The sequence below is a fragment of the Flavobacterium sp. R1_16 genome (genome assembly GCF_057652095.1).
Genome location: NZ_JBYFCG010000004.1, coordinates 52,476 through 75,575 on the forward strand (window position 1 = coordinate 52,476; position 23,100 = coordinate 75,575).

Below are 23,100 nucleotides of genomic sequence, written 5' to 3' on the forward strand. Positions count from 1 at the left end.
TATAAGCCGTTTGCATAATTATTATTGCTACTTTTGATACTGTAATTCTATCTTAGAAAGATGAAATACTTTGTAAAAATAATTCAAATTGTAGTTGTTGTCTTTCTTCTTTTGTGGATTTCCATAGTAAGAGGACAAGAAAAAATAGCTGAGTTTGAAACAAAAGGTAGCTATACATTCCCTAGAAACGATGAGAAAAACCCTTGTATTTCATCCGAAGAATATGCCATCCTAAACAAAGAAGTAGCAGATAATATCAAAAAATTTAGATTAGACACAAGATCTAATAAAAGTGCTCTAGCCACATCTTTACTTTGGCCCTTGAAACAAGCTTCCAGTTTTACGCAATGTGAATACCACTTTATCGCAGCTTATGTTGACCAAAACACAGCAACAACAGCTATTCAAGATTACAATTGTGAGTCTAATACCTATGACGGGCATCATGGAACGGATATTGCCATTTGGCCTTATGCGTTTAACAAAATGGAAAACAACGAAGTAGAGGTTATTGCAGCTGCTCTCGGAACGATTATTCAGAAAGCAGATGGGAATTTTGACAGAAACTGTTCATCCAATACATTGACTGCAAATTCTATTATAATTCAACACGCAGACGGTAGTTATGCCTTGTATTGGCACATGAAAAAAAATTCAGTGACATCCAAGTCGGTGGGTCAAACTGTGGTCGCTGGAGAAAAATTAGGGATTGTGGGAAGTTCTGGTAGTGCTTCTGGTCCACACTTGCATTTTGAAGTTTGGAGTGGTAGTACTAAAGAAACGTATAAAGATCCCTTTGCAGGCTCCTGTAATACTTTAAATACCAATTCTTGGTGGGCTTCACAAAGACCACATTCAGAACCTGCCATCATGAGAGTATCTGTAAATACCACTGATATTACTCTTGCCAACTGCCCCAATAGTGATGTGCTTACTGAAAGTGACACTTTTGTAATCCCCTTTCTAGGTGCAGGATTAGCTGCTGGATATGCCAAATTTTATGTGTTTTTAAGAGAGCTTCCTGCTGCAGCAACTATAAATTTAGAAATTCTAAACCCTAACGGAACGGTTTTCAATAGTTGGTCACAAACTTTCCCAACCTATAGTAAATTGAGATATTGGGGGTTTTCCAAATTATTACCAACGGTTGAAGGACTTTACACTTTCAAAGCCACTTACAATGGCGTTAGTTGTTCCAAGACATTTACTATTACTAAAAATCCATTAGCGATTGAAAGCCATCAAATTGATGTCTTTACTGTTGCTCCTAATCCTACAAAAAATATTTTTCAGTTTTCAGGCGAAGGAATTGAAAATGACAACTACACTTTGACTTTATCAAGTATTACGGGTCAAATTTTAAGAGAAGAAAAAATAAAATCTGCTAATGGAATACTTCAAAAAACTTTTTCCGTTGAAGATTTATCCTCAGGTATTTACTTTTTAAATATCGCTTCAACTAAAAGCAGAACCATTAAAAAAATTATAAAACAATAAATTCAAAAAAAATCCCAAACTATCTTGACGATAATTTGGGATTTAGATTATTATAAATTAAAAATCTAACTTCTTATTTTCTGCTCCCACTTCCATGCACTAGCTAATGCTTCTTCCAAAGTAGACTGAGCTTTCCATCCTAAAACCGTATTGGCTTTATCCGTATTTGCATAAGCCGATGTGATATCTCCTTCTCTTCTTGCTACAATTTTGTAAGGCAGTTTTTGTCCGCTTACTTTTTCAAAAGCTTTGATCACCTCAAGTACTGAACTTCCTGTGCCAGTACCTAAGTTAAAGGTTTCTACTTTGGTCAAATTCTTTTTATTGATTAAACGCTGTAAGGCCACCACATGAGCTTTGGCTAAATCTACTACGTGAATATAGTCTCGTATGCAAGTACCGTCTGGAGTAGGATAATCGTCTCCATAAACTGATAATTCTTTTCTTAAACCAATCCCAGTTTGTGTGATAAAAGGAACTAAATTTTGAGGAACTCCAATTGGCAATTCACCTATTTCAGCAGAAGGATGCGCTCCAATTGGATTGAAATAACGCAATAAAATAGCATTGATAGTAGTAACTTTAGTTACATCTGTAATTATTTCTTCGCCTATTTGTTTGGTATTTCCGTAAGGCGACATAGCAACTTGAACCGATGCATCTTCTGTGATTGGCATTTTTTCGGCTTGTCCATAAACCGTACAAGAAGAACTGAAAATAAAATTAGCTTCTGGTTTTTGTTGCAATTCTTGCAAAATGTAAACTAAAGCATTGATGTTATTTTCGTAATACAATAATGGGTTTTCAACGCTTTCGCCTACTGCTTTTGAAGCGGCAAAATGAATAACACCCGCTACATCATTGTGCTTTTTGAAAAAACTTTGAACAGCTGCTTTGTCTCTTAAATCCATTTTCTCAAAAATTGGGGTTTTACCAGAAATGGCAACTATTCCTTTTAAAACCTCTTCAGAAGAATTGGAAAGATTATCAATTATAACTACTTCAAAACCCTCATTTTGTAATTCGACTACTGTATGAGAACCTATAAAACCTAATCCTCCTGTAACTAAAACTTTCATATTTTGAAATTTGTGTATTTATAAACTAACGAAAAATTCGTCACTATATTCTTTTATTTTAAAAACTCTAAAACGCTATTGGTTATGAATTCGATTTGTTCTTCATCTAACTCAGTGTGCATAGGGAGCGAAATTACTTCTTTTACCAACTGATTTGTTATTGGGAAATCTTCTTCTTTGTAGCGGGCATCCAAATACGCTTTTTGTGAATGTAACGGAATTGGGTAATAAATGGCGCATGGAATTCCTTTGTCTAATAAATGCTGCATTAAACCATCTCTATCTGCATCAATAATTCGAATCGTATATTGATGAAAGACGTGACAATCGCAAATATCACAAATACTTGGCGCAATAATATTTTTATGACCTTCAAAAGCTGCAGTATATTTTCTTGCTGCATTTTGTCGTGCTGTATTGTAAGCATCTAACAACGGTAATTTAGCATTCAGCACAGCAGCTTGAATACTGTCTAATCTAGAATTTACCCCAACAACATCGTGATGGTAACGCACATACATTCCGTGATTTACAATTCCACGAAGTTTATGAGCTAGTGCATCATCATTAGTAAAAATAGCCCCACCATCACCATAACAACCTAAGTTTTTAGAAGGAAAAAATGAGGTAGCTCCGACATGTCCAATAGTTCCTGCTTTTTTCTTCGAACCATCGGAAAATTTACAATTAGCTCCTATAGCTTGTGCATTGTCTTCAATAACATATAAATTATGTTCATTTGCAATTCGCATAATCGCTTCCATATTAGCAGCACGACCAAATAAATGTACGGGCACAATCGCTTTTGTTTTAGGTGTGATTGCTTTTTTTATGGCTTCGATGGAAATATTCATATTTACCAAATCTACATCCACTAAAACAGGCGTTAATTGCAAAAGAGCAATTACTTCAACAGTTGCTGCAAAAGTAAAATCGGCTGTAATAACCTCGTCTCCAAGCTTTAAATCTAGTCCCATCATAGCGATTTGCAAAGCATCTGTTCCGTTTGCGCAAGGAATTACGTGCTTTACCCCGAGATACTCTTCTAGATTTTTTTGAAATTGGTGAACTTGTGGTCCGTTGATATAGGTTGAAGTTTCTAAGACCTCTTGAATTGAAGCATTTACTGTCTCTCTTATGGTATCGTATTGACTTTTGAGGTCAACCATTTGGATTTTTCTCATCAACTTATAAATTAATTGCACGCAAAATTACTAATTTAATGACGTACAGCAATGAAAATTCTACAAAGAGGTGTATTTTAGCCACACAATTTTTGACCTTATGCATTTCTTGTACAATTTAATAATGGTTTTGGCAGAATTTCTGCTAAAATTTATTGTTCCATTTAGCCCAAAGATAAAACTTTTTGTGGAAGGCAGACAAACTGTTTTTACAACATTATCTCGCAAAATAATGGCGTATGATAAGTCCATTTGGTTTCATGCTGCCTCATTGGGAGAATACGAGCAAGGGCTACCTGTTATAGAAAAAATGAAACGAAAATATCCAAATCATAAAATTGTTTTGACTTTTTTCTCTCCTTCAGGTTATGAAGTTCGAAAGAACAATACTATTGCCGATGTTACCGTTTATCTTCCGCTAGACACTAAAAAGAATGCTGAAAAATTCATCCAACTTGTTCGGCCAGATATGGTTTTCTTCATAAAATATGAGTATTGGCCTAATTATCTAAAAAAATTAAAAAAACAACAAATCAGAACCTTTTTACTATCGGGTATTTTTAGAGAAAATCAATTGTTTTTTAAGTGGTATGGCGGGTTCTACAGAAAGGCTTTGGATACATTCGAATATTTTTTTGTTCAAAATTCCACATCAAAGGAATTACTGTTGCAACTCGGAAAATCAAATGTTACTGTTTCTGGAGACACTCGTTTTGATCGCGTCATTTCAATTTTAGAAAAAGACAATACGTTGGATTACATTTCTCAATTCAAAAACAATACGCTAACGATTGTTATAGGAAGTTCGTGGCCAAAAGATGAAAATATAATAGTCGATTTCATCAACACTGCTATACATCCTATCAAATTTATAATTGCGCCTCACAACATTAAATCGGAACAAATTCAAGAATTAAAAAATAGCATTTCAAAAAAGGTGGTTTTGTTTTCTGAAAAAGAGCAGCAGCATCTTTCTGATTATGATGTTTTCATCATTGACACTATAGGGATTCTGACTAAAGTATACAGTTATGCTGATATTGCCTATGTTGGCGGTGGTTTTGGTAATCCTGGAGTGCACAATATTCTAGAACCAGCAACTTTTGGAATTCCAATTGTGATAGGTCCAAATTATTCTCATTTTGCTGAAGCAACAGCCTTAGTCAATATGGAGGGTTGTATTTCTATTTCAAATGGTGAAGAATTAGCAGAAGCTTTTGAAAATTTAATACAAAATATTGATATTAGAAACGAAAAAGGACATATTTGTAGCACTTTTGTAGCAATGAATAAAGGAGCTACGAATACCATTTTAAACTACTTTAATTCCTGAAATTCCTAACAAAATCTATTCTTTAAAATATACATTGTTAAATCTATAAAAGTTATAAACACGCAAACGATTTAGTAATTATGATGCGTTTAAAATGATTTCAGAAGATTTTATTTTGCTGTACCTTTATGTTTCCTAATGAAAATAGGACTTCTAAAACACCCTAAAAATGAAAAAAGCATTAATTTTATTTTGTGGTTTGCTCCTTTTTAAAAGCCAAGCCCAAGTTCACACTACCTACTTATGGCACTTGCACCAACCAACCTATTGGGGAGATGTAAGCAAGAAAAACCCTAACCGATACCAAATGGTTAAAGAATCTCAAGATCTAAAAACTTCAGGTCAAAATAATGACAAAAATGGTTTGGCTCATCCAACCAATAATTTACAAGAAATCTTTAGTACTGGAGATAGGGTTGCCGCCTACCAATTTGCTCCAAAAAATGCTATCAATTCTATCAAAGATTTACCAGAAGCTGGAGCGCAAATTACCTACGGAGGTTCGTTAATGGAAAATGTAAATGAGCTGGCACAAGCTAATCAATGGGGGTATTCTCCATCTTGGATTCAAAATATAAAAGATGCCAAATCATGGAAAACTTCAGGAGGACTACCTAGAATGGAAGTTGTATCCTTTACTATGCATCACGCTCTTTCGCCGCTATTGAGTGATGAAGCTTTAAAAAAAGAAATTAAGGCTCATCAATATTATTCCGCTCAATTATTTGGAACGCATGATTCCAAGGGATACTGGCCAGCAGAATGTGCCTTTTCAGAAAGAATCATCAAAACCTTAACTGAGTGTGGCATAGAATGGTCGGTTATTGCAAACAGTCATTTATCAAGAACGCTTTCTGATTATCCCATAAAATATGGAACTGGAGGCACGATGTGCGATTTGCCCAATAAAGCCGATCAAGTAACCACAAAAGGTACCATATGGTTTTCAGCACAAAAAGATGCTCGTGGAGGCCAATTTGCAGTTCCCTATTGCTATTTACCTCACAAATCAAAATATATTGACCCTGAAACTGCACAGGAATATAAAATCACCGTAGTTCCTATGGCAGATTACGAAAGCTATGAAGATGGCTATGCTGCAATTGGAACATCATTGTTAGAACCTATTGTGGCAGGAGCTCCAACTTCTCCTAGACCACCTCTAGTACTTTTTGCGCATGATGGAGATAATGCTTGGGGCGGTGGTTCTTCTTATTATGATGAATCCGTAACTGGATTTTCTCATTCTGCAGCTGCCAAAGGAATTGTTCCAACTACCATTCCACAATATTTAAAAGACCACCCTGTTCCAGATAATGAAGTAGTTCATATTGAAGACGGTGCGTGGGTAAATGCTGATGGCGACTTTGGACATCCTCAATTCGCTAACTGGTTATGGCCTTTCTACGATTCAAACTATAAATTTAATCCAACTGGATGGACGGAAGATATGATGAACCAAGCCATAACAACAGCTGGAGAAAATCATGCAATCATGGCGGAACAATTAGAAGGGAATAATCTTCGAATGAGTGAAATAGTAAACCCAACATCAGCTGTAAGCCCTGCAGAAAAAGCTTGGCATTTCCTAATGGCAGGTTATGATAGCGGAAATGCATATTATGGTTTAGCTGAAGATTTAGAGATAAAAACAACACTAGCTGTTAATAGATGCGTTCAGTTTGCAAAACCGACATTGGATGCACATCCAGGAGTTGATAATACCAAGCCTTCTGTTTTTATCCCACAACGTTGGCCATATAATCCAGGTGAAAAAGGATTTGGAGCCCCTTACGGTTACAAAGAATTTCTAAACTCAGCTGACTTTACAGTTTATACTTTTGCTTATGATGTAAGTGGAATTCAAAAATCTGAATTAAAATACAGAATAGATAATGATGGCACCAATAATCCCAATTCAAATCACAACGAAATTTATGCTGGTGGAAGTGACGTTGGAAGTTGGATAACGTTACCAATGACTGAAAGAATTTTTCCAAAAGGAAACATCACTAGTAATTCACAAGCCGATTTGTATATGTTACCTGATGTTATTGCCAACCAATATTATGCAGAAATTGCAGGCATATCTGAAAAATTATTAGACTATTATGTAGAAGTGACTGATAATAAAGGAAATGTGACTAAATCTAAAATTCAACACGTTTGGGTAGGCAAAAATTTAGATGTTGCTCCCAAAATTGCTTTTGAACCAGCAAGTAATTATTCATCCACACCAATAGATGTAAAAATTACCGCTACAGATTCTACTGATCCTAGTCCAAAAGTATATTACACCACCGACGGAAGTACCCCAACCACCTCATCTCCGAATTTTATTTCCACAAAAACCATCAATATTACCACCACCACAACCTTTAATGTACTTGCAATAGACAATGAAGGAAACCAAAGTACTGCTTCTCAAAAATTTACTATTGGCGCTATTACTCCTATTACAGTTTATTTTAAACCACTAACAGCTTGGGGAATACCTAAAATCTATTATTGGAATGCCGTTCCTGCAGGAAGTATTCCTACAATCACATGGGCGCAGTCCATTCCAATGACTCCAGATGCTGATGGTTGGTATAAATATACTTTCACAGGAGTTACTTCTGTAAATGTGATTTTTAGAAATCAAGCAGGAAATTTACAAAGTAAGGATTTAACTGGTATTACTGTAGACACTTGGTTTGACTCTTCCTATAATCCAGTTTTATCTGTAAAAAATCAAAATCTACCAAAAGAGGAATTTATAGTATATCCTAATCCTACATACGGAACCGTTAAGATTTCATCAAAAGATAAAATAAGTGAAGCAGGTATTTTCGATAGTAAAGGAAGTCTGGTTTCTTTTCAAAGTATTAATGAAAACCAACAAATTGAAATGGGCGATTTAGCTCCTGGAACCTATATTCTAAAAATGATTACCAAGGAACGAAAGGTAGTATTTAGAAAAGTGGTGAAAAATTAAAATTACTTTTGTTTTTTAAGAGCCTTTCTGGTTAATAATCAGAAAGGCTTTTTTTATGAAAATTTTACAATAAAAAAATTATATATTGCTCCAATGAAAATGTATTTAAAATGAAAAAACTACAATTACTCCTTATTCTCTTTGTTATTAATATTCATGCCCAGCAAGGTGGCATGTGGATTCCTTCGATGCTGCAAGGAATGAACGAAAGTGAAATGAAAAACCTTGGAATGAAAATCAAAGCAGAAGATATTTATTCCATAAACAAATCGAGTATTAAAGATGCTGTACCGCAATTTGACAACAAGTGCACAGCTGAAGTCATTTCTGACAAAGGTTTAATTTTAACCAATCACCATTGTGGTTTTGATGCCATTCAGGAACATTCTTCTGTAGAACACGATTATATAACCAATGGTTTTTGGGCATATAAAATGGAAGATGAATTGCTCAATAAAGGTATGGTAGTTTCTTTTGTAATACGAATTGATGATGTTACTACAAAAGTTTTGGATGGAATTGCAGGACTAGTTTCAGAGGTTGAAAAACAAAAGAAAATTCAAGAAAACATAGCAACTCTAACCAAAACATCACCCAAAGAAGCTTGGCAAGAAAACACCATTAAAACATTTTATGCTGGAAATCAATACTTGCTTTTTGTTACAGAAACGTTCAAGGACATTCGACTGGTTGGCGCACCACCAAGTTCCATTGGAAAATTTGGCGATGTTACTGATAATTGGGTTTGGCCCAGACACACAGGCGATTTCTCACTATTTAGAATTTATGCCGACAAAAACAATCGTCCAGCAGAATATTCAACTGAAAATGTGCCTTACAAACCAAAATGTTTTTTCCCGATTTCTCTAAAAGGGTTAAAAGAAAATGATTTTACCATGGTGTTAGGTTATCCTGGAACAACGCAAGAATACTTACCTTCTTTTGCTGTAGAACAAATTGTAAACAGCTTAAATCCCGTCAAAATAGAACTTCGCGATGCGGTATTAAAAGTTCAAGATGGTTTTATGCGAAAAGACAATGCTACAAAAATTCAATATGCTGCAAAAAATGCAACATTGGCAAACGCTTGGAAAAAATGGATGGGAGAAATTAAAGGATTGAAAAAATCAAATGCAATTGGTGCCAAACAAGAATTTGAAAAGCAATTTCAAGAAAAAGTTATAACTGCAGGAAAACAAGCAGAATACGGAAATTTGTTGCCCGATTTTGAAAAAAATTATAATGAAATCAAAGACTATGCATTGGCTAGAGATATTTTTAATGAAACCGTGCGCAATGCAGAAATTCTTGCTGTTGGTTATAAACTGTATCATTTGGAACTACTTTACAATACCAAGGGTGAACAGTCTTTCAATGATAGAAGAACAACTTTAATTAATGGCTTAGGAGCATTTTATAAAGACTTTAATCCAGTAGTAGATCAAAAAATCTTTGAAAAATTAATTGACATCTACAGCAAAAAATATCCTAAGCAGTTTTTGCCAACTTCATTAGAAAACAGTAATAGTGAAAGTTTAGGAAATGAAGTTTTTACAAAATCCCAATTGGGGAGCTATGATAAAATAAAAGAACTATTAACTGGCGACACAAAAGTTGTTTTAGAAAAATTAAATAATGATATTGGATTTCAAATAATTAAGACTATTGCTGATGCGCATTTAAAAAATGTTGCTCAAAAATTTGATGAAATCAATTTAAGAAACATAGCTACACAAAGAACCTACATGAAAGCAATTTTAGAGTTGTTTCCTAAAAACAGAAATTTTCCTGATGCCAATAGCACACTTCGCGTAACATATGGAAAAATTAAAGGCTACAAACCAAGTGATGCCATAACATATGAACCTTTCTCTTACCTTGATGGTGTTATGGAAAAATATATACCTGGCGATTATGAGTATGATGTTTCTAAAAAATTGATTGATTTATACACTACAAAAGATTATGGAATGTATGGGGTAAATGGTAGAATGCCATTAGATTTTATAGCCACTAACCATACTACTGGAGGAAATTCAGGAAGTCCTGCACTTGACGCTAAAGGAAATTTAATTGGTTTAAATTTTGATAGAGTTTGGGAAGGAACGATGAGTGATATTTATTATTCACCTGAAATATGCAGAAACATCATGGTAGACATTCGTTATGTTTTATTCATAATTGACAAATATGCGGGCGCACAAAATATAATTTCAGAGTTAAAACTCCTACTCCCGAAACAGAAAAAATGAAGTTAAAACGCTGTTAGAGAATTAGATTCCATACAAATACCGCAATAAAATAAAATCTTTTTAAAATTGTTTTTTGGCATAATATTTGTAAGTAAAGAAGCGGCAATTGATTATATTTTTTTTAAAAAACATTGAAAAATATTTTTACGTAATAAAAAATTTATATCTTTGCCTCGAATTAATAATTAACCTTTTATAATTAAGTAAGATGAAAAAAGTATTTTTAAGTTTAGCTGTAATTGCTGCATTAACTGTAGAATCTTGTAAACAAGCTGAAGCTCCTGCTGAGGATGCTGCTGCTGCTGTAGATTCTGCTGCTGCTGTTGTTGACACTGCTGCTGCTGTTGTTGATACTGCTGCTGCTGTTGTTGATTCTGCTGCTGCTGCTGCACCTGCTGCACCTGCTGCTGAAGCAAAAAAATAATTAGAAACTTTTCTAAAAATTTTAAAACCTCGCAATGCGAGGTTTTTTTTATTCTTAAAACTAAATAAAGCTATACAAAAAAAGCCTTAAACATTGTTTAAGGCTTTTTGTACTCAGAGCGGGACTTGAACCCGCACGAACATTGCTGTTCACTGGATTTTAAGTCCAGCGTGTCTACCAATTTCACCATCCGAGCATTTTACTTTTTAATGTTAAATCTAATTTTTAGAAAAAATTAATTAAATATAACACCATCACGAGCATTTTACTTTTTGACTTTATAGCTAGTTAAAATTAACTAAAACAAAATCTACTAAGTGTATGGTTTGAGCGAAAAACGGGGCTCGAACCCGCGACCTCGACCTTGGCAAGGTCGCGCTCTACCAACTGAGCTATTTTCGCAAATCATTTTTTTTTAAGAACGACTATATACCTTTCATATAGCGAGGGCAAATTTAATACTTTAATTCAATTCTACAAGTGTTTTTTATAAAAAAAGTAGACGGATTCCTTAATCTCTTGATACCCTATTCTTTACTCTAAAAACACTTACTTTTTTGTTAACATTCTTTTGATTTCATTGAGCTTCATCATGGCCTCAATAGGAGTTAATGTATTGATGTCTAAATTCAGAATCTCATCTTTAATTTCCTCTAACAAAGGGTCATCTAAATTGAAAAAGCTCATTTGCATCTCATCCTTAGCTGATTTAATTCCGTTTAAGGCCTCGCTAGAATGGTCTTTTTCTAATTTTTTCAATAATTTCTGCGCTTTCTGAATAACCGTTTGAGGCATTCCAGCCATTTTAGCTACATGTATTCCGAAACTATGAGCGCTTCCTCCTTTGACTAATTTTCGAATAAAAAGAACATTATCTTTCAATTCTCTAACCGATACATTATAGTTTTGAATTCGGCTTAGCACTTCACTCATTTCGTTCAATTCATGATAGTGCGTTGCAAATAAGGTCTTCGGTTTAGCAGGATGCTCATGTAAATATTCCGCAATGGCCCAAGCTATTGAAATTCCGTCATAGGTGCTTGTTCCTCTTCCAATTTCATCTAATAAGACCAAACTTCTGTCCGAAATATTATTCAAAATAGAAGCTGTTTCATTCATTTCGACCATAAAAGTTGATTCACCCATCGAAATATTATCGCTGGCACCTACACGAGTAAAAATCTTATCTATAATTCCCAATCGCAAACTGTCTGCAGGAACAAAGCTTCCCATTTGAGCCAAAAGAACAATTAATGCTGTTTGTCTTAATATTGCTGATTTCCCAGACATATTTGGTCCAGTAATCATAATTAATTGCTGTGTTTCTCTATCAAGGAAAACATCATTGGTTATGTATGGTGTTCCAACAGGCAACTGCTTTTCAATAACAGGATGACGACCGTTTTTTATGTCTAACTCGAACGAATCATCCATTTCAGGACAAACATATTTGTTTTCAATAGCCAATTGTGCAAAAGAAGTCAAACAATCTAATTGAGCTATTAAATTTGCGTTTAATTGTACTGGCTTTATATAAGTGGCTATCCAATTGACTAATTGTTCAAAAAGTTGGTGCTCTATTTGTTGTATTTTTTCTTCAGCTCCAAGTATTTTAGTTTCATATTCTTTGAGTTCCTCGGTAATATATCTTTCAGCATTGACAAGGGTTTGTTTCCTAATCCATTCCGAAGGAACCTTGTCTTTATGTGTATTTCTAACTTCTATATAATACCCAAATACGTTATTGAACGATATTTTAAGTGATGCAATTCCTGTTCTTTGTGACTCACGCGTTTCGATTCCTTCTAAATATTCTTTCCCAGAGGTAGATATAGCTCTTAAATCGTCTAATTCGCCACTAACACCTGTAGCTATGACATTACCCTTTGCAATTGCAACGGGAGCTTCTTGATTCAGCGTTGTTTTAATTTTTTCTCTAAGCAAATCACAACTATGCAGGCTATCACCAATAATTTTTACAGCCTCTTGATTGCTTTGTAGGGCTATGTTTTTGATTGGAAGTATTGCATCCAAAGATTCTTTAAGAAAAACAACTTCTCTAGGTGATACTTTACCCGTTGCAATTTTTGAAATCAATCGCTCTAAATCAGAAATTTTCTTAATTTGATTTTGAATATTTTTAAGAATGTCTTGGTTTTCTTTCAGATATGCAACTACCTCATGTCTATTCCTAATTTTATTGATGTCTTTTAAGGGCAAAGCCAACCAACGTTTCAACAATCTTGACCCCATTGGCGAAAGCGTTCTGTCAATTACATCCAAAAGTGTAACCGCATTTGGATTATAACTGTGGTACAATTCTAAATTCCGAATTGTAAAACGATCCATCCACACATAAGCATCTTCTGCGATGCGCTGAATTGATGTAATGTGTTGTCGCTTATTATGCTGTGTTTCCGATAAATAATATAAAATAGCACCAGAGGCGATGATACCTTCTGTCAATTCTTCAACGCCAAATCCTTTTAAAGAATTGGTTTGAAAATGGCCCATCAAGGTTTCTAAAGCGTAATCTTCTTTGTACACCCAATCTTCGAGATAAAAACTATGAAAATCTTCTCCAAAAGTTTCTTTAAAATCAGTTTTATTCTGTTTCGAAATTAAAATCTCACTTGGATTAAAATTTTGTAAAAGTTTGTCAATGTATTCGTCGGTTCCCTGAGCCGTGAGAAATTCTCCCGTGGAAACATCTAAAAATGAAATCCCAATTGTTTTTTTTCCGAAATAAACAGAAGCTAAAAAGTTATTTGATTTGGATTGTAAAACCTCATCATTCATTGATACCCCTGGAGTGACAAGCTCTGTAACTCCTCTTTTTACAATAGTTTTGGTCATTTTTGGATCTTCTAGCTGATCACATATAGCTACACGAAGCCCTGATTTAACCAATTTTGGCAAATAGGTATTTAAAGAATGATGTGGAAAACCAGCTAATGCAGTCTCGGTTTCAGAGCCCGCACCACGTTTTGTGAGTACTATTCCTAATATTTTTGAAGCACGAATAGCATCTTCACCAAAAGTTTCATAAAAATCACCTACTCTAAACAATAGACAAGCATCAGGATACTTCCTTTTAATCTCATTATACTGCTTCATCAAAGGTGTCTCCTTGATTTCTTTTTCTTTTGCCGCCAAAATGTTCTATTTTAAATTGTAGAAAAATACCTCAGCGAATTTAAATATTTAAAAGACATTATATCCTCTGCAATAAAAAAAATATCTTTTAAGAAAAATTTATAATTGTGGTTAATTTTTTTTATATAGATTTGTCATTATAATTTAATCTAAAAAACAAATGAAAAAAATATTTTTGTTAGCAATGTTAGTTGTTTTTGGTATAGCAAACTCTAATGCTCAGAATGCAAAAAAAGTAAAAACAACCAAGAAAACTACAACTGTTGATGCTACTAAGGCTACCCCTTCAAAAGCGATTGCTCCAAAAGTTGAGGGAGCAGGAATGCTTTTCGAAAGTGAAGTTATTGATTATGGAACAATTCCACACAATGCAGATGGAAATCGTGAATTTGTTTTCACTAACAATGGTACAAAACCATTAATCATCACTAACACTCAAGGGTCTTGTGGTTGTACAGTACCAACAACACCAAAAGAGCCTATTGCTCCTGGTGCTAAAGGTAAAATTGGTGTGAAATATGCTACTGATAGAGTTGGTCCATTTACCAAAACAGTTACAGTAACCTCAAATGCTGAAGGTCAAGCAACAAAAACACTTACTATTAAAGGAACTGTTTTACCAGACGAAACTCCAGCTACACCAACTACAAAAAGTTAATTAATTTTTTCAATATTCAAAAAGGGCTTCCTGATTTAGGAGGCCTTTTTTATACCTCAATACTACTAGCATGCGAAAGCTTGAAAACAGCGAATTAAATAGAAAGTCAATAGAAGACTTTAAAATAGCAGATAAAACCAAACTGATTATTATATTAGACGATATTAGAAGTTTAAATAATATTGGTTCTGTATTCCGAACTGCTGATGCTTTTCTAATTGAAAAAATATTTTTATGCGGGATAACCGCCACTCCTCCCAATAAAGAAATTCACAAAACAGCGCTTGGTGCAACAGAGACTGTAGCGTGGGAATACCAATCTGATGTGTTAGATGTTATTAAAAAATTAAAAAATGACGGTGTAACTGTACTTGCAATAGAGCAAGTTGAGAATTCTCAGCTCCTTAATGAATTTGTTGTAAATCCAGATAAAAAATACGCACTAATTTTTGGCAATGAGGTTTATGGTGTTTCACAAAAAGCAATTGAAATATCTGATGGTTGTATTGAAATACCACAATTAGGCTCTAAACATTCATTAAATATATCTGTTAGTGCTGGAATTGTAATTTGGGATTTATTTCAAAAAACAACTCAACAAAAATAAATTCCGCAATTAACTCAAGTATGAAAAATTACAACTATTCAAAAATAATTTTAAGTCTATTCTTTTTTGTATCCTACTTAGGTTATTCTAAAATTAACTTTCCTTCCTTAAATAAAAGACCAAAACCTCCAATTGCAAATATTGCACCTGTAATCGTAGCAACGGGAAATCAAGTATATTGTAAACTAACCTATCAAAAAATTGTAACAGACATTACAATAACTGACCCCGATGACTCAAGCACAGAGGCTGTTTACATTCAAATTTCTTCAGGATACAAAAATGGTCAAGATCAATTACGTTTAGTGGGATTGCACCCAACAATAACATCAAACTGGGATGTGTCAACAGGAAAATTGAAGCTATACAGCCCTATAGGCATAGCTATTAGTTATACTGATTTTATTGCTGCTGTAAAAGACGTTGAATACACAAATTTCTCGTCTGCTCCCTCAGGGACAAGAGAGTTTTCTATAAGTGTAGGACAAGCCAATTTCCTTCCATCAAATGGTCATTATTATCAATTTATTCCTAATCTTGGTATATCTTGGTCTGACGCTAAAATTGCCGCTGAAAGTAGTACTTATTATGGCCTACAAGGTTATCTAGCAACTATTACCGCACAAGACGAAGCACTTTTAGTTGGAGAACAAGCATCAGGAACAGGATGGATTGGAGGGACAGATGAAGAACAAGAGGGTGTTTGGAAATGGGTAACTGGCCCTGAAAAAGGAATAATCTTCTGGAATGGAGCTGAATTTGGCAGCACTCCTAACTTTGCTTTTTGGAATACTTTAGAGCCTAATAATTTTCAAGGAATTGAAGATTACGCACACATCACTGCTCCTGGTGTTGGAATTTTAGGCTCGTGGAATGATTTAGGTAATACTGGTGAAAGCAGTGGAACCTATCAACCAAAAGGATATATTGTGGAATACGGTGGTATGCCAAACGACCCAATTCTTGAAATTTCAAGTAGCACCACAATTAGTATTCTTACAGAACCTTTGGTTCCTTCTGACAGCCAAATTTGTTCTGGCACTACTTTAACCATCAATGCTCAGTTTTCAGATGGAGTTATAAATTGGTATTCCGACCTAACTTCAACAGACATTTTATACACTGGCAATACATTCAAAACTCCCGTTTTAACACAAAACACAACTTTTTATTTTGATTATGGATGCCAAACCAGAAAAACGATTGACATAAAAGTCATTCCAACACCTAGCATAATTTCAACTACTACTCCCATAACTATTTGCTCTGGCGATGGCATAACCCTAGAAGCAATTCCTAGTTCGGGCACTGTCAATTGGTACACCAGCCCAACTAGTAATAGCATTGTAGCTAGTGGCAATAGTTCGACAATTCCTAATATTACTAAAAGTAGCACTTATTATGCTGAAGCAGTAGATATTGGCTGTAGCGATTCTAAAAGAATTCCAGTAGTAGTTACCGTTTATGAACTACCGAATGTATCTGATGAAGAAATATCAATTTGTGAAGGAAGATCTGTTTCGTTAAATGCAGGAATTTCAAACATGCAATACCTTTGGTCTAATGGGGAAACAACACAAATTATACGTACAAATCAACCAGCTAGTTACTCTGTTATTGTAACATCTCCCGCGCCTCAAAATTGCTCAAAAACAAAAAAAATAAATCTTGTACAAATTCCAAAACCAACAATCAAGGATGTTCTTGTTAATGAATCCAATGTTACAATTATTACATCGCTTTTAGGTGATTTTGAATATTCAATTGACGGTATAAATTATCAAGATTCCAATACCTTTAATGTAGACAAGGGTGGGATTTACAATGCATTTGTTAAGGATAAAAATAATTGTGGAAAAGATTCAAAATCATTTGTAGTAATTACTTATCCCAAATTTTTTACGCCTAACAATGATGGGGTAAATGATTTATGGTTAGTAATGGGTATGGAAAAATTTCCAAATGCAGTCATTGAAATCTTCGATCGGCATGGAAAACGCGTTGCCTATCTGTCTAGAAGAAACCAAGGATGGAATGGAAATTATAATGGTAAGGCGCTGCCAGCTACTGACTATTGGTTTGTTTCAAAAATAGACGATTCAATTCCTGAAAAACGGGGACATTTCTCTCTGTTGAGATAAAAAATTAATGTACTTTTTTTCTTATTTCCTCGAGTATAAAAACATAATCTTCCTGATTTTTAATGAAATCTCTATCGGAAACATCTATGATTAAAATATTCAAATCATTTTGAGATTTAATATAATCTAAGTATCCCCGATTGATCTTATCTAAATATTCTGCAGGAATTTCTTGTTCATAGCTTCTACCTCTTTGCTTTATATTTTCCAATAACCTATCTGTATTTTGATACAAATAGATATATAAATCAGGCTTTGGCATTTCTTTATAAATGATTTCAAAGAGCTTTCTATACAAACGGTATTCGTCATCGGAAAGCGTAACTTTTGCAAAAATCAAGGATTTAAAAATATGATAATCTGCCAATATAAAATCTTTAAACAAATCAAATTGTGCTAAATCATCTGAAATTTGCTGAAATCTATCTGCCAAAAAAGACATCTCTAAAGAGAATGCGTATCGGCTTTGATCTTCATAAAATTTAGGCAAAAACGGATTGTCTGCAAACCGTTCCAAAACCGTCTTTGCATTAAAATCTTGAGCTATTTTATTTACTAATGTTGTTTTTCCAGCGCCAATATTTCCCTCAATGGCAATGTAATTGAATTTATCTAACGGAATCTTTTGTAATGGAAACTCTAAGTTTTGAATTACCTTGCAATTGCTTTTATCTTCAGAGGCTTTTAATAATTCAGGCAAGTATTTTTGTAGAATAGGATGCCTCCAATCTAAGTTTAAATCACGCATGGGTAACAAAACGAACATCCGCTCTTGCATTAAAGGATGCGGCACTTGAAGATTTTCAGTCTCAATAATTTCTTCGTTAAAGGCAATAACATCAATATCTATAATTCTAGATTGATACCCTTCTGTTTCAGAACGAATTCTTCCTAACTTGTTTTCTAAATTTAAAACTTTGGCTAAAATTTCTTCCCCAAAAAGCGACGAATGCATCACTAAAGCACAATTATAAAAAGGCTCACTTTCAAAACCCCAAGCAGGTGTTTCGTAAAGTCTGGAAACTTTAACTACCGTACCCACTTCATTATGAATACATTCAATAGCAGATTGTATGGCATCTAATCGATTTCCTTGATTACTTCCTATTGCTAAAACAACTTGATTCTGACTACTCATATTAAACACAAATTAACTAAAAGAATTTTAGAATAAAGTATATTTGCAAAGAGTGTTGATAAATTTATTTATACCTTCATTTGTAACAATATTTAACTTTTTGAAACTTATTAAGAAAAAAATACTACTATGAGATTTTTAGGAAATGTGTTAGCAACACTAGTTGGGTTATTTGTTTTTTTCATGATTTTATTCTTTGGGATGCTCTTTTTAGCAGCAGTTTTTGGTGGAGAAGCGGAAACAAAAGCGGTAGAAAAAAATTCGGTCATACAATTGGATTTGTCAGATGTACAAATGGATTATGCTGGAAAATTCAATTTTGAAGACTTCGATTACTACGAAACCAAGCATGACGGACTGTCTGATGTAATTAGAGCCATTGATGCTGCTAAAACTGACGATAAAATTAAAGGAATTTCCATCTTAAACAATGAATCTTCACTTGGTTTAGCTCAAATAAAAGCATTGCGAAAAGCATTGGAAGACTTCAAAAAAACAGGAAAATTTGTTATGGCTTATGCCAATGCATACAGTCAAAAAGAATATTATTTAAATTCTGTAGCCAATACCATTTACCTTAATCCAGTTGGCGAAATGGATTTCAAAGGATTATCATCGGAGATTATGTTTTTTAAAGATTTTCAAGAAAAATACGGCATCAAAATGGAGGTCATTCGCCATGGAAAATACAAAAGTGCGGTAGAGCCGTTTCTTGAAAACAAAATGAGTGATGCCAATAGAGAACAAATTTCAACTTTATTAAATTCTGTTTGGAATTCTATATTGATTGACATTTCAAAAAGCAGGTCTATTCCAACAACACAATTAAATCAGATTGCCGATGGCCTTTTGGCAAGAACTCCAGAAATGGCAAAAGCCAATAAATTAGTAGACAAAATAGCCTATGAAGATGTATATCATGACGATATCCGAAAAATCTTAAAAGTTGCTACAGATGAGGACTACAATACTATTTCTATTTTAGATTATGCCGAAAATAATGCTACCACAACTAAAGATTATTCCCAAAAAGACAAAATTGCTATCATTTATGCTCAAGGAGAAATTAAAAGCGGAGAAGGTGATGTAAACGAAATAGGCGAAGGTTCGATGCGAAGAGCATTAAAAGAAGCAAGAACAGATAAAGATATAAAAGCAATCGTTTTACGAATCGATTCTCCAGGTGGAAATGCATTAACGTCCGATTTAATTTGGAGAGAAATAGAATTAACCAAAAAAGTGAAGCCTATAGTTGTTTCTATGGGGAATTATGCCGCTTCAGGAGGCTATTATATTGCATGCAATGCTAACAAAATTTTTGCAGAAGAAAATACAATTACGGGCTCGATTGGCGTTTTTGGAATTCTACCTAATTTCACACAACTGACTACTAAAATGGGTATCAATGTAGAACAAGTGAATACCAATAAAAATTCGGCAGACTACAGTGTTTTCAGACCTTTAGACGAAAATTTCAGGGCTTTTACTCTTGAAGGTGTAGAAAAAATATACAAAACCTTCGTTACACACGTGGCTGAAGGTAGAAAAATGACTTTTGAACAAGTTGACACCATTGGTCAAGGTCGAGTATGGTCTGGTGCTGATGCAGTTAAAATTGGTTTGGTAGATAAAATAGGCGGATTAGATGATGCACTAAAATATGCGGCCGATTTGGCAAAAATTAAAGACTATAAAACTCAAAATTTCCCTGAATACGATAAAAATTTCAAAGATTTACTAGGAAAACTTCCATTTGTGCAGTCTAAAGAAGAGTTTATAAAAGCAGAAGTAGGTGAAGAAAACTACAAAGTCATAGAACAAATAAGAAAAGTTCAGGCTAAAAAAGGCATTCAAGCCGCTATGCCATTTGAGATAACTATTCAATAAACCCGTAATTTGTGATTTATAACAAATCCGTTTGAGAAGTTTCTTAAACGGATTTGTTGTTTTTTTTAAGATAACATTAGAAAACAAAACATTCATAAATACTATTTTTGCATTATTAGAGGCATTGTTTTTGCACTATGCTATTCAAACTAAATCCAAATTGTTATGATGAAGAAAATATTGAAGATTATCGGAATTCTACTTCTTTTAATTACTGTTTCCTTATTTGCTATCCCCTATTTTTTTAAAGATCAAATCAAAGCCAAGATTACAGAAGCCATCAATAAAAAAGTAGATGCTAAAGTATCTTTTGCAGATGCCGATTTAAGCTTCTTTAAAAGTTTCCCCTTGGCAAATGTTTCAGTCGATAAACTACTTATTATCAACAAAGCTCCTTTTGAAGGCGATACTCTTATTTCAATGGGCGAATTGAATTTAAAAATGTCCATCAAAGAACTCTTTAAAGGAAAAGAGGAAGCGATGAATATTGAAGCCATTTCAACTGAAAACGCATTAATCAATATTATTTTCAACAAAGATGGTGTTGGAAATTTTGACATTGCTTTAAAAGACGAAGAGAAAAGCGAATCAAAAAGCGAACCCATGTCGTTGAAAATAAAAGAATATGAAATTGAAAACTTACGATTCAATTACATCGACGAAGGTTCTAAAATCAAAATGACAATAGACAGTTTAAACCATTCGGGAACTGGTGATTTTGCGGCTTCAAAGCTCGACTTGGTTACAAAATCGACTGCAAAAGTCTCTTTGTCTATGGATAAAATCAATTATATGAATCAGGTTCCTGTTACTTTGGATGCCGTTTTAGGAATTGATTTGGACAAAAGCAAATATACCTTCAAAGAGAATAAAGCACTTATTAACCAACTGCCTTTAGAATTTGACGGTTTTATTCAATTGGTAGAAAACGGTCAGGAATATGATTTAAAATTTAAAACTCCAACCTCAAGTTTTCAAAACTTTTTGGGCTTGATTCCATCTGCCTATGCAGGAAATTTAAAAGATGTAAAAACTACTGGTGATTTTTCTGTTGCAGGATTTGCAAAAGGATTGTTTTCTGACGCTAGCGTTCCTAAATTTAATGTTGCCATTGCTTCCAATAATGCTTCATTTCAATATCCAAACCTGCCAAAATCAGTTCAAAATATTGTTGTTGATACTAAAATTATCAATGAAACTGGATTACTCAACGACACCTATGTCAATTTAGATAAACTCTCTTTCAAAATTGACAAAGATGTTTTTAATGCCAAAGCAAACATCAGAAATATTTCTGAAAATCCGTTAGTCAATGCCGAATTAAAAGGAACTATCAATCTTGGAAATGTTTCTAAGGCTTATCCAGTGAAGCTAACTGTGCCGCTTTCGGGAATTCTAGTTGCTGATGTCGTTACAAAATTTGACATGAAATCGGTTGAAACCAATCAATACGAAAAGATGCAAAATTCTGGAAAAATGACCTTAACAGGATTCAAATATGTGGATGAAACCAATAAGGCAATGAACATCAACAAAGCGATGGTTCAATTTACCAATACCAAAATTAATTTGCAGGAATTGGATTTAACAACCGGAAAAACCGATATGAAAGTAAACGGTATTTTAGAAAACTTCTATGGATTTATGTTGAAAAAACAAGAGCTAAAAGGAAACTTCAATATGGATTCCAATCAGTTTGCCGTAGCAGATTTTATGTCGTCTGAAGCACCAAAAACAGATGAAAAACCAAAAGAAGCTGTAAAAATTCCTTCCTATTTAAATTGCTCTTTGACTGCAAAAGCCAATACGGTTTTGTATGATAATTTAACTTTAAAAAATGTTTCTGGTAAAATCATCGTCAAGGACCAGAAAGTAACCTTAGAAAATGTAAAATCTTCCATTTTTGGTGGACAAATTATAGCTAGTGGCGCTGTTTCTACCAAGGAGAAAATTCCTGTTTTTAATATGAATCTAGGAATGAATGCTGTTGATGTTCAGCAAACGTTTACCCAATTGGAAATGATGAAAAAAATTGCCCCTATTGCGGGTGTAATCAATGGAAAACTCAATACTACCATCAAATTATCAGGTAATTTAGATGAAAAAGAAATGACTCCAAATGTCAATTCCATTTCTGGAGATTTGTTAGGTCAACTCTTATCGACAACTGTTAATTCAAGTAATTCTGAACTGTTAACCAAATTGAGTGAAAATGTAAAATTTATCGATTTGAAGAAACTGAATTTAAATGATGTCAAAGCGGCATTATCATTCAAAGACGGAAAAGTTAACGTAAAGCCTTTTGACATTAAATACCAAGATATAAAAGTAAATGTAGGCGGTCAACACGGTTTTGACCAAAACATGAATTACAATCTTAAATTTGATGTTCCTGCTAAATATCTAGGGTCTGAAGCCAATGCATTAATCGCAAAATTATCTCCTGCTGACGCCAAAAAACTAGAAAACATTCCAGTAAACGCTATTATTAATGGAAACTTTAAAAATCCAAAAGTTACGACCGACATGAAAAGTGCCGTTACCAATTTGACCAATCAATTGGTGAAACAACAAAAAGAAAAAGTTGTAACCAAAGGAAAAGAAACCCTAAACAGCATCATTAGTAATGCTACCAAACCTAAAAGTGATTCTACAAAAACAGATGTAAAAGAAGATGTAAAAGCAAAAGCAGGAGCATTATTAAATGGTTTGTTTGGGAAGAAGAAAAAAGAATAAATCTATTATCTAATTTATATAACCCTTCCAG

The 23,100-nt window shown here is 33.8% G+C and carries 14 protein-coding genes and 2 tRNA genes; 10 read left to right on the plus strand and 6 right to left on the minus strand.

From position 1 onward, the window contains the following. Window positions 1–60 precede the first annotated feature (60 nt). Complete coding sequence (locus AC23L6_RS08050) at window positions 61–1,497, plus strand: peptidoglycan DD-metalloendopeptidase family protein (protein WP_487561655.1); 1,437 nt, start codon at window positions 61–63, stop codon at window positions 1,495–1,497. A gap of 65 nt (window positions 1,498–1,562) precedes the next feature. On the opposite strand, the gene galE is transcribed toward AC23L6_RS08050, so the two are convergent. Both galE and AC23L6_RS08060 read right to left on the minus strand, forming a co-directional pair. After that, window positions 1,563–2,576 (minus strand): UDP-glucose 4-epimerase GalE, encoded by a 1,014-nt coding sequence (gene galE / locus AC23L6_RS08055; protein ID WP_487561656.1) that lies wholly within the window; start codon window positions 2,574–2,576, stop codon window positions 1,563–1,565. 53 nt (window positions 2,577–2,629) lie between these two features. After that, the gene (locus AC23L6_RS08060; protein WP_487561657.1) at window positions 2,630–3,760 is read right to left on the minus strand and encodes a DegT/DnrJ/EryC1/StrS family aminotransferase; all 1,131 of its coding nucleotides are present in this window, start codon (window positions 3,758–3,760) and stop codon (window positions 2,630–2,632) included. Window positions 3,761–3,860: 100 nt separating this feature from the next. Between AC23L6_RS08060 and AC23L6_RS08065 the strand changes: the two genes are divergently transcribed. The 4 genes from AC23L6_RS08065 (at window position 3,861) to AC23L6_RS08080 (ending at window position 10,746) form a co-directional block, all read left to right on the plus strand. Beyond that, window positions 3,861–5,093, plus strand: a complete 1,233-nt coding sequence (locus tag AC23L6_RS08065) for a 3-deoxy-D-manno-octulosonic acid transferase (protein ID WP_487561658.1) — start codon at window positions 3,861–3,863, stop codon at window positions 5,091–5,093. 169 nt (window positions 5,094–5,262) lie between these two features. Next, the gene (locus AC23L6_RS08070) at window positions 5,263–8,070 is read left to right on the plus strand and encodes a starch-binding protein (RefSeq protein ID WP_487561659.1); all 2,808 of its coding nucleotides are present in this window, start codon (window positions 5,263–5,265) and stop codon (window positions 8,068–8,070) included. Between the two features lie 110 nt (window positions 8,071–8,180). Then, window positions 8,181–10,322 carry a S46 family peptidase gene (locus tag AC23L6_RS08075; protein ID WP_487561660.1) on the plus strand — a complete coding sequence of 714 codons (2,142 nt, stop codon included), beginning with the start codon at window positions 8,181–8,183 and terminating at the stop codon, window positions 10,320–10,322. Between the two features lie 208 nt (window positions 10,323–10,530). Beyond that, on the plus strand, window positions 10,531–10,746 hold the full coding sequence (locus tag AC23L6_RS08080; RefSeq protein WP_487561661.1) for a PG1828 family lipoprotein: 216 nt from the start codon (window positions 10,531–10,533) through the stop codon (window positions 10,744–10,746). A gap of 110 nt (window positions 10,747–10,856) precedes the next feature. Here AC23L6_RS08080 and AC23L6_RS08085 read toward each other — a convergent pair. The 3 genes from AC23L6_RS08085 to mutS form a co-directional block, all read right to left on the minus strand. After that, window positions 10,857–10,942, minus strand: a tRNA-Leu gene (locus tag AC23L6_RS08085). A gap of 133 nt (window positions 10,943–11,075) precedes the next feature. Beyond that, window positions 11,076–11,148 (minus strand) — tRNA-Gly (locus tag AC23L6_RS08090). A gap of 147 nt (window positions 11,149–11,295) precedes the next feature. After that, on the minus strand, window positions 11,296–13,902 hold the full coding sequence (gene mutS / locus AC23L6_RS08095) for a DNA mismatch repair protein MutS (RefSeq protein WP_487561662.1): 2,607 nt from the start codon (window positions 13,900–13,902) through the stop codon (window positions 11,296–11,298). 160 nt (window positions 13,903–14,062) lie between these two features. Between mutS and AC23L6_RS08100 the strand changes: the two genes are divergently transcribed. From AC23L6_RS08100 to AC23L6_RS08110, 3 genes are all read left to right on the plus strand, one after another. Beyond that, window positions 14,063–14,560 carry a DUF1573 domain-containing protein gene (locus AC23L6_RS08100; RefSeq protein WP_487561663.1) on the plus strand — a complete coding sequence of 166 codons (498 nt, stop codon included), beginning with the start codon at window positions 14,063–14,065 and terminating at the stop codon, window positions 14,558–14,560. Between the two features lie 70 nt (window positions 14,561–14,630). Next, window positions 14,631–15,167, plus strand: a complete 537-nt coding sequence (locus tag AC23L6_RS08105; protein ID WP_487561664.1) for an RNA methyltransferase — start codon at window positions 14,631–14,633, stop codon at window positions 15,165–15,167. 20 nt (window positions 15,168–15,187) lie between these two features. Next, window positions 15,188–17,308 (plus strand): Ig-like domain-containing protein, encoded by a 2,121-nt coding sequence (locus AC23L6_RS08110; RefSeq protein ID WP_487561665.1) that lies wholly within the window; start codon window positions 15,188–15,190, stop codon window positions 17,306–17,308. A gap of 4 nt (window positions 17,309–17,312) precedes the next feature. Here the strand turns inward: AC23L6_RS08110 and folK are convergent, their stop codons facing one another. Then, window positions 17,313–18,446 (minus strand): 2-amino-4-hydroxy-6-hydroxymethyldihydropteridine diphosphokinase, encoded by a 1,134-nt coding sequence (folK, locus tag AC23L6_RS08115; RefSeq protein ID WP_487561666.1) that lies wholly within the window; start codon window positions 18,444–18,446, stop codon window positions 17,313–17,315. Window positions 18,447–18,575: 129 nt separating this feature from the next. Between folK and sppA the strand changes: the two genes are divergently transcribed. Continuing rightward, window positions 18,576–20,333 (plus strand): signal peptide peptidase SppA, encoded by a 1,758-nt coding sequence (gene sppA / locus AC23L6_RS08120; protein ID WP_487561667.1) that lies wholly within the window; start codon window positions 18,576–18,578, stop codon window positions 20,331–20,333. 165 nt (window positions 20,334–20,498) lie between these two features. Next, entirely contained in the window at window positions 20,499–23,069 is a 2,571-nt protein-coding gene (locus AC23L6_RS08125; RefSeq protein ID WP_487561668.1) for an AsmA family protein, read from the plus strand. Window positions 23,070–23,100: the final 31 nt, after the last annotated feature.

Coding starts and splice junctions, on each gene's coding strand:
- folK (WP_487561666.1), bottom strand. CDS start 18,446: ATGAGTAGTCAGAATCAAGTTGTTTTAGCAATAGGAAGTAATCAAGGA.
- AC23L6_RS08070 (WP_487561659.1), top strand. CDS start 5,263: ATGAAAAAAGCATTAATTTTATTTTGTGGTTTGCTCCTTTTTAAAAGC.
- AC23L6_RS08100 (WP_487561663.1), top strand. CDS start 14,063: ATGAAAAAAATATTTTTGTTAGCAATGTTAGTTGTTTTTGGTATAGCA.
- sppA (WP_487561667.1), top strand. CDS start 18,576: ATGAGATTTTTAGGAAATGTGTTAGCAACACTAGTTGGGTTATTTGTT.
- AC23L6_RS08125 (WP_487561668.1), top strand. CDS start 20,499: ATGATGAAGAAAATATTGAAGATTATCGGAATTCTACTTCTTTTAATT.
- AC23L6_RS08065 (WP_487561658.1), top strand. CDS start 3,861: ATGCATTTCTTGTACAATTTAATAATGGTTTTGGCAGAATTTCTGCTA.
- galE (WP_487561656.1), bottom strand. CDS start 2,576: ATGAAAGTTTTAGTTACAGGAGGATTAGGTTTTATAGGTTCTCATACA.
- AC23L6_RS08075 (WP_487561660.1), top strand. CDS start 8,181: ATGAAAAAACTACAATTACTCCTTATTCTCTTTGTTATTAATATTCAT.
- AC23L6_RS08105 (WP_487561664.1), top strand. CDS start 14,631: ATGCGAAAGCTTGAAAACAGCGAATTAAATAGAAAGTCAATAGAAGAC.
- AC23L6_RS08110 (WP_487561665.1), top strand. CDS start 15,188: ATGAAAAATTACAACTATTCAAAAATAATTTTAAGTCTATTCTTTTTT.
- AC23L6_RS08080 (WP_487561661.1), top strand. CDS start 10,531: ATGAAAAAAGTATTTTTAAGTTTAGCTGTAATTGCTGCATTAACTGTA.
- AC23L6_RS08060 (WP_487561657.1), bottom strand. CDS start 3,760: ATGAGAAAAATCCAAATGGTTGACCTCAAAAGTCAATACGATACCATA.
- AC23L6_RS08050 (WP_487561655.1), top strand. CDS start 61: ATGAAATACTTTGTAAAAATAATTCAAATTGTAGTTGTTGTCTTTCTT.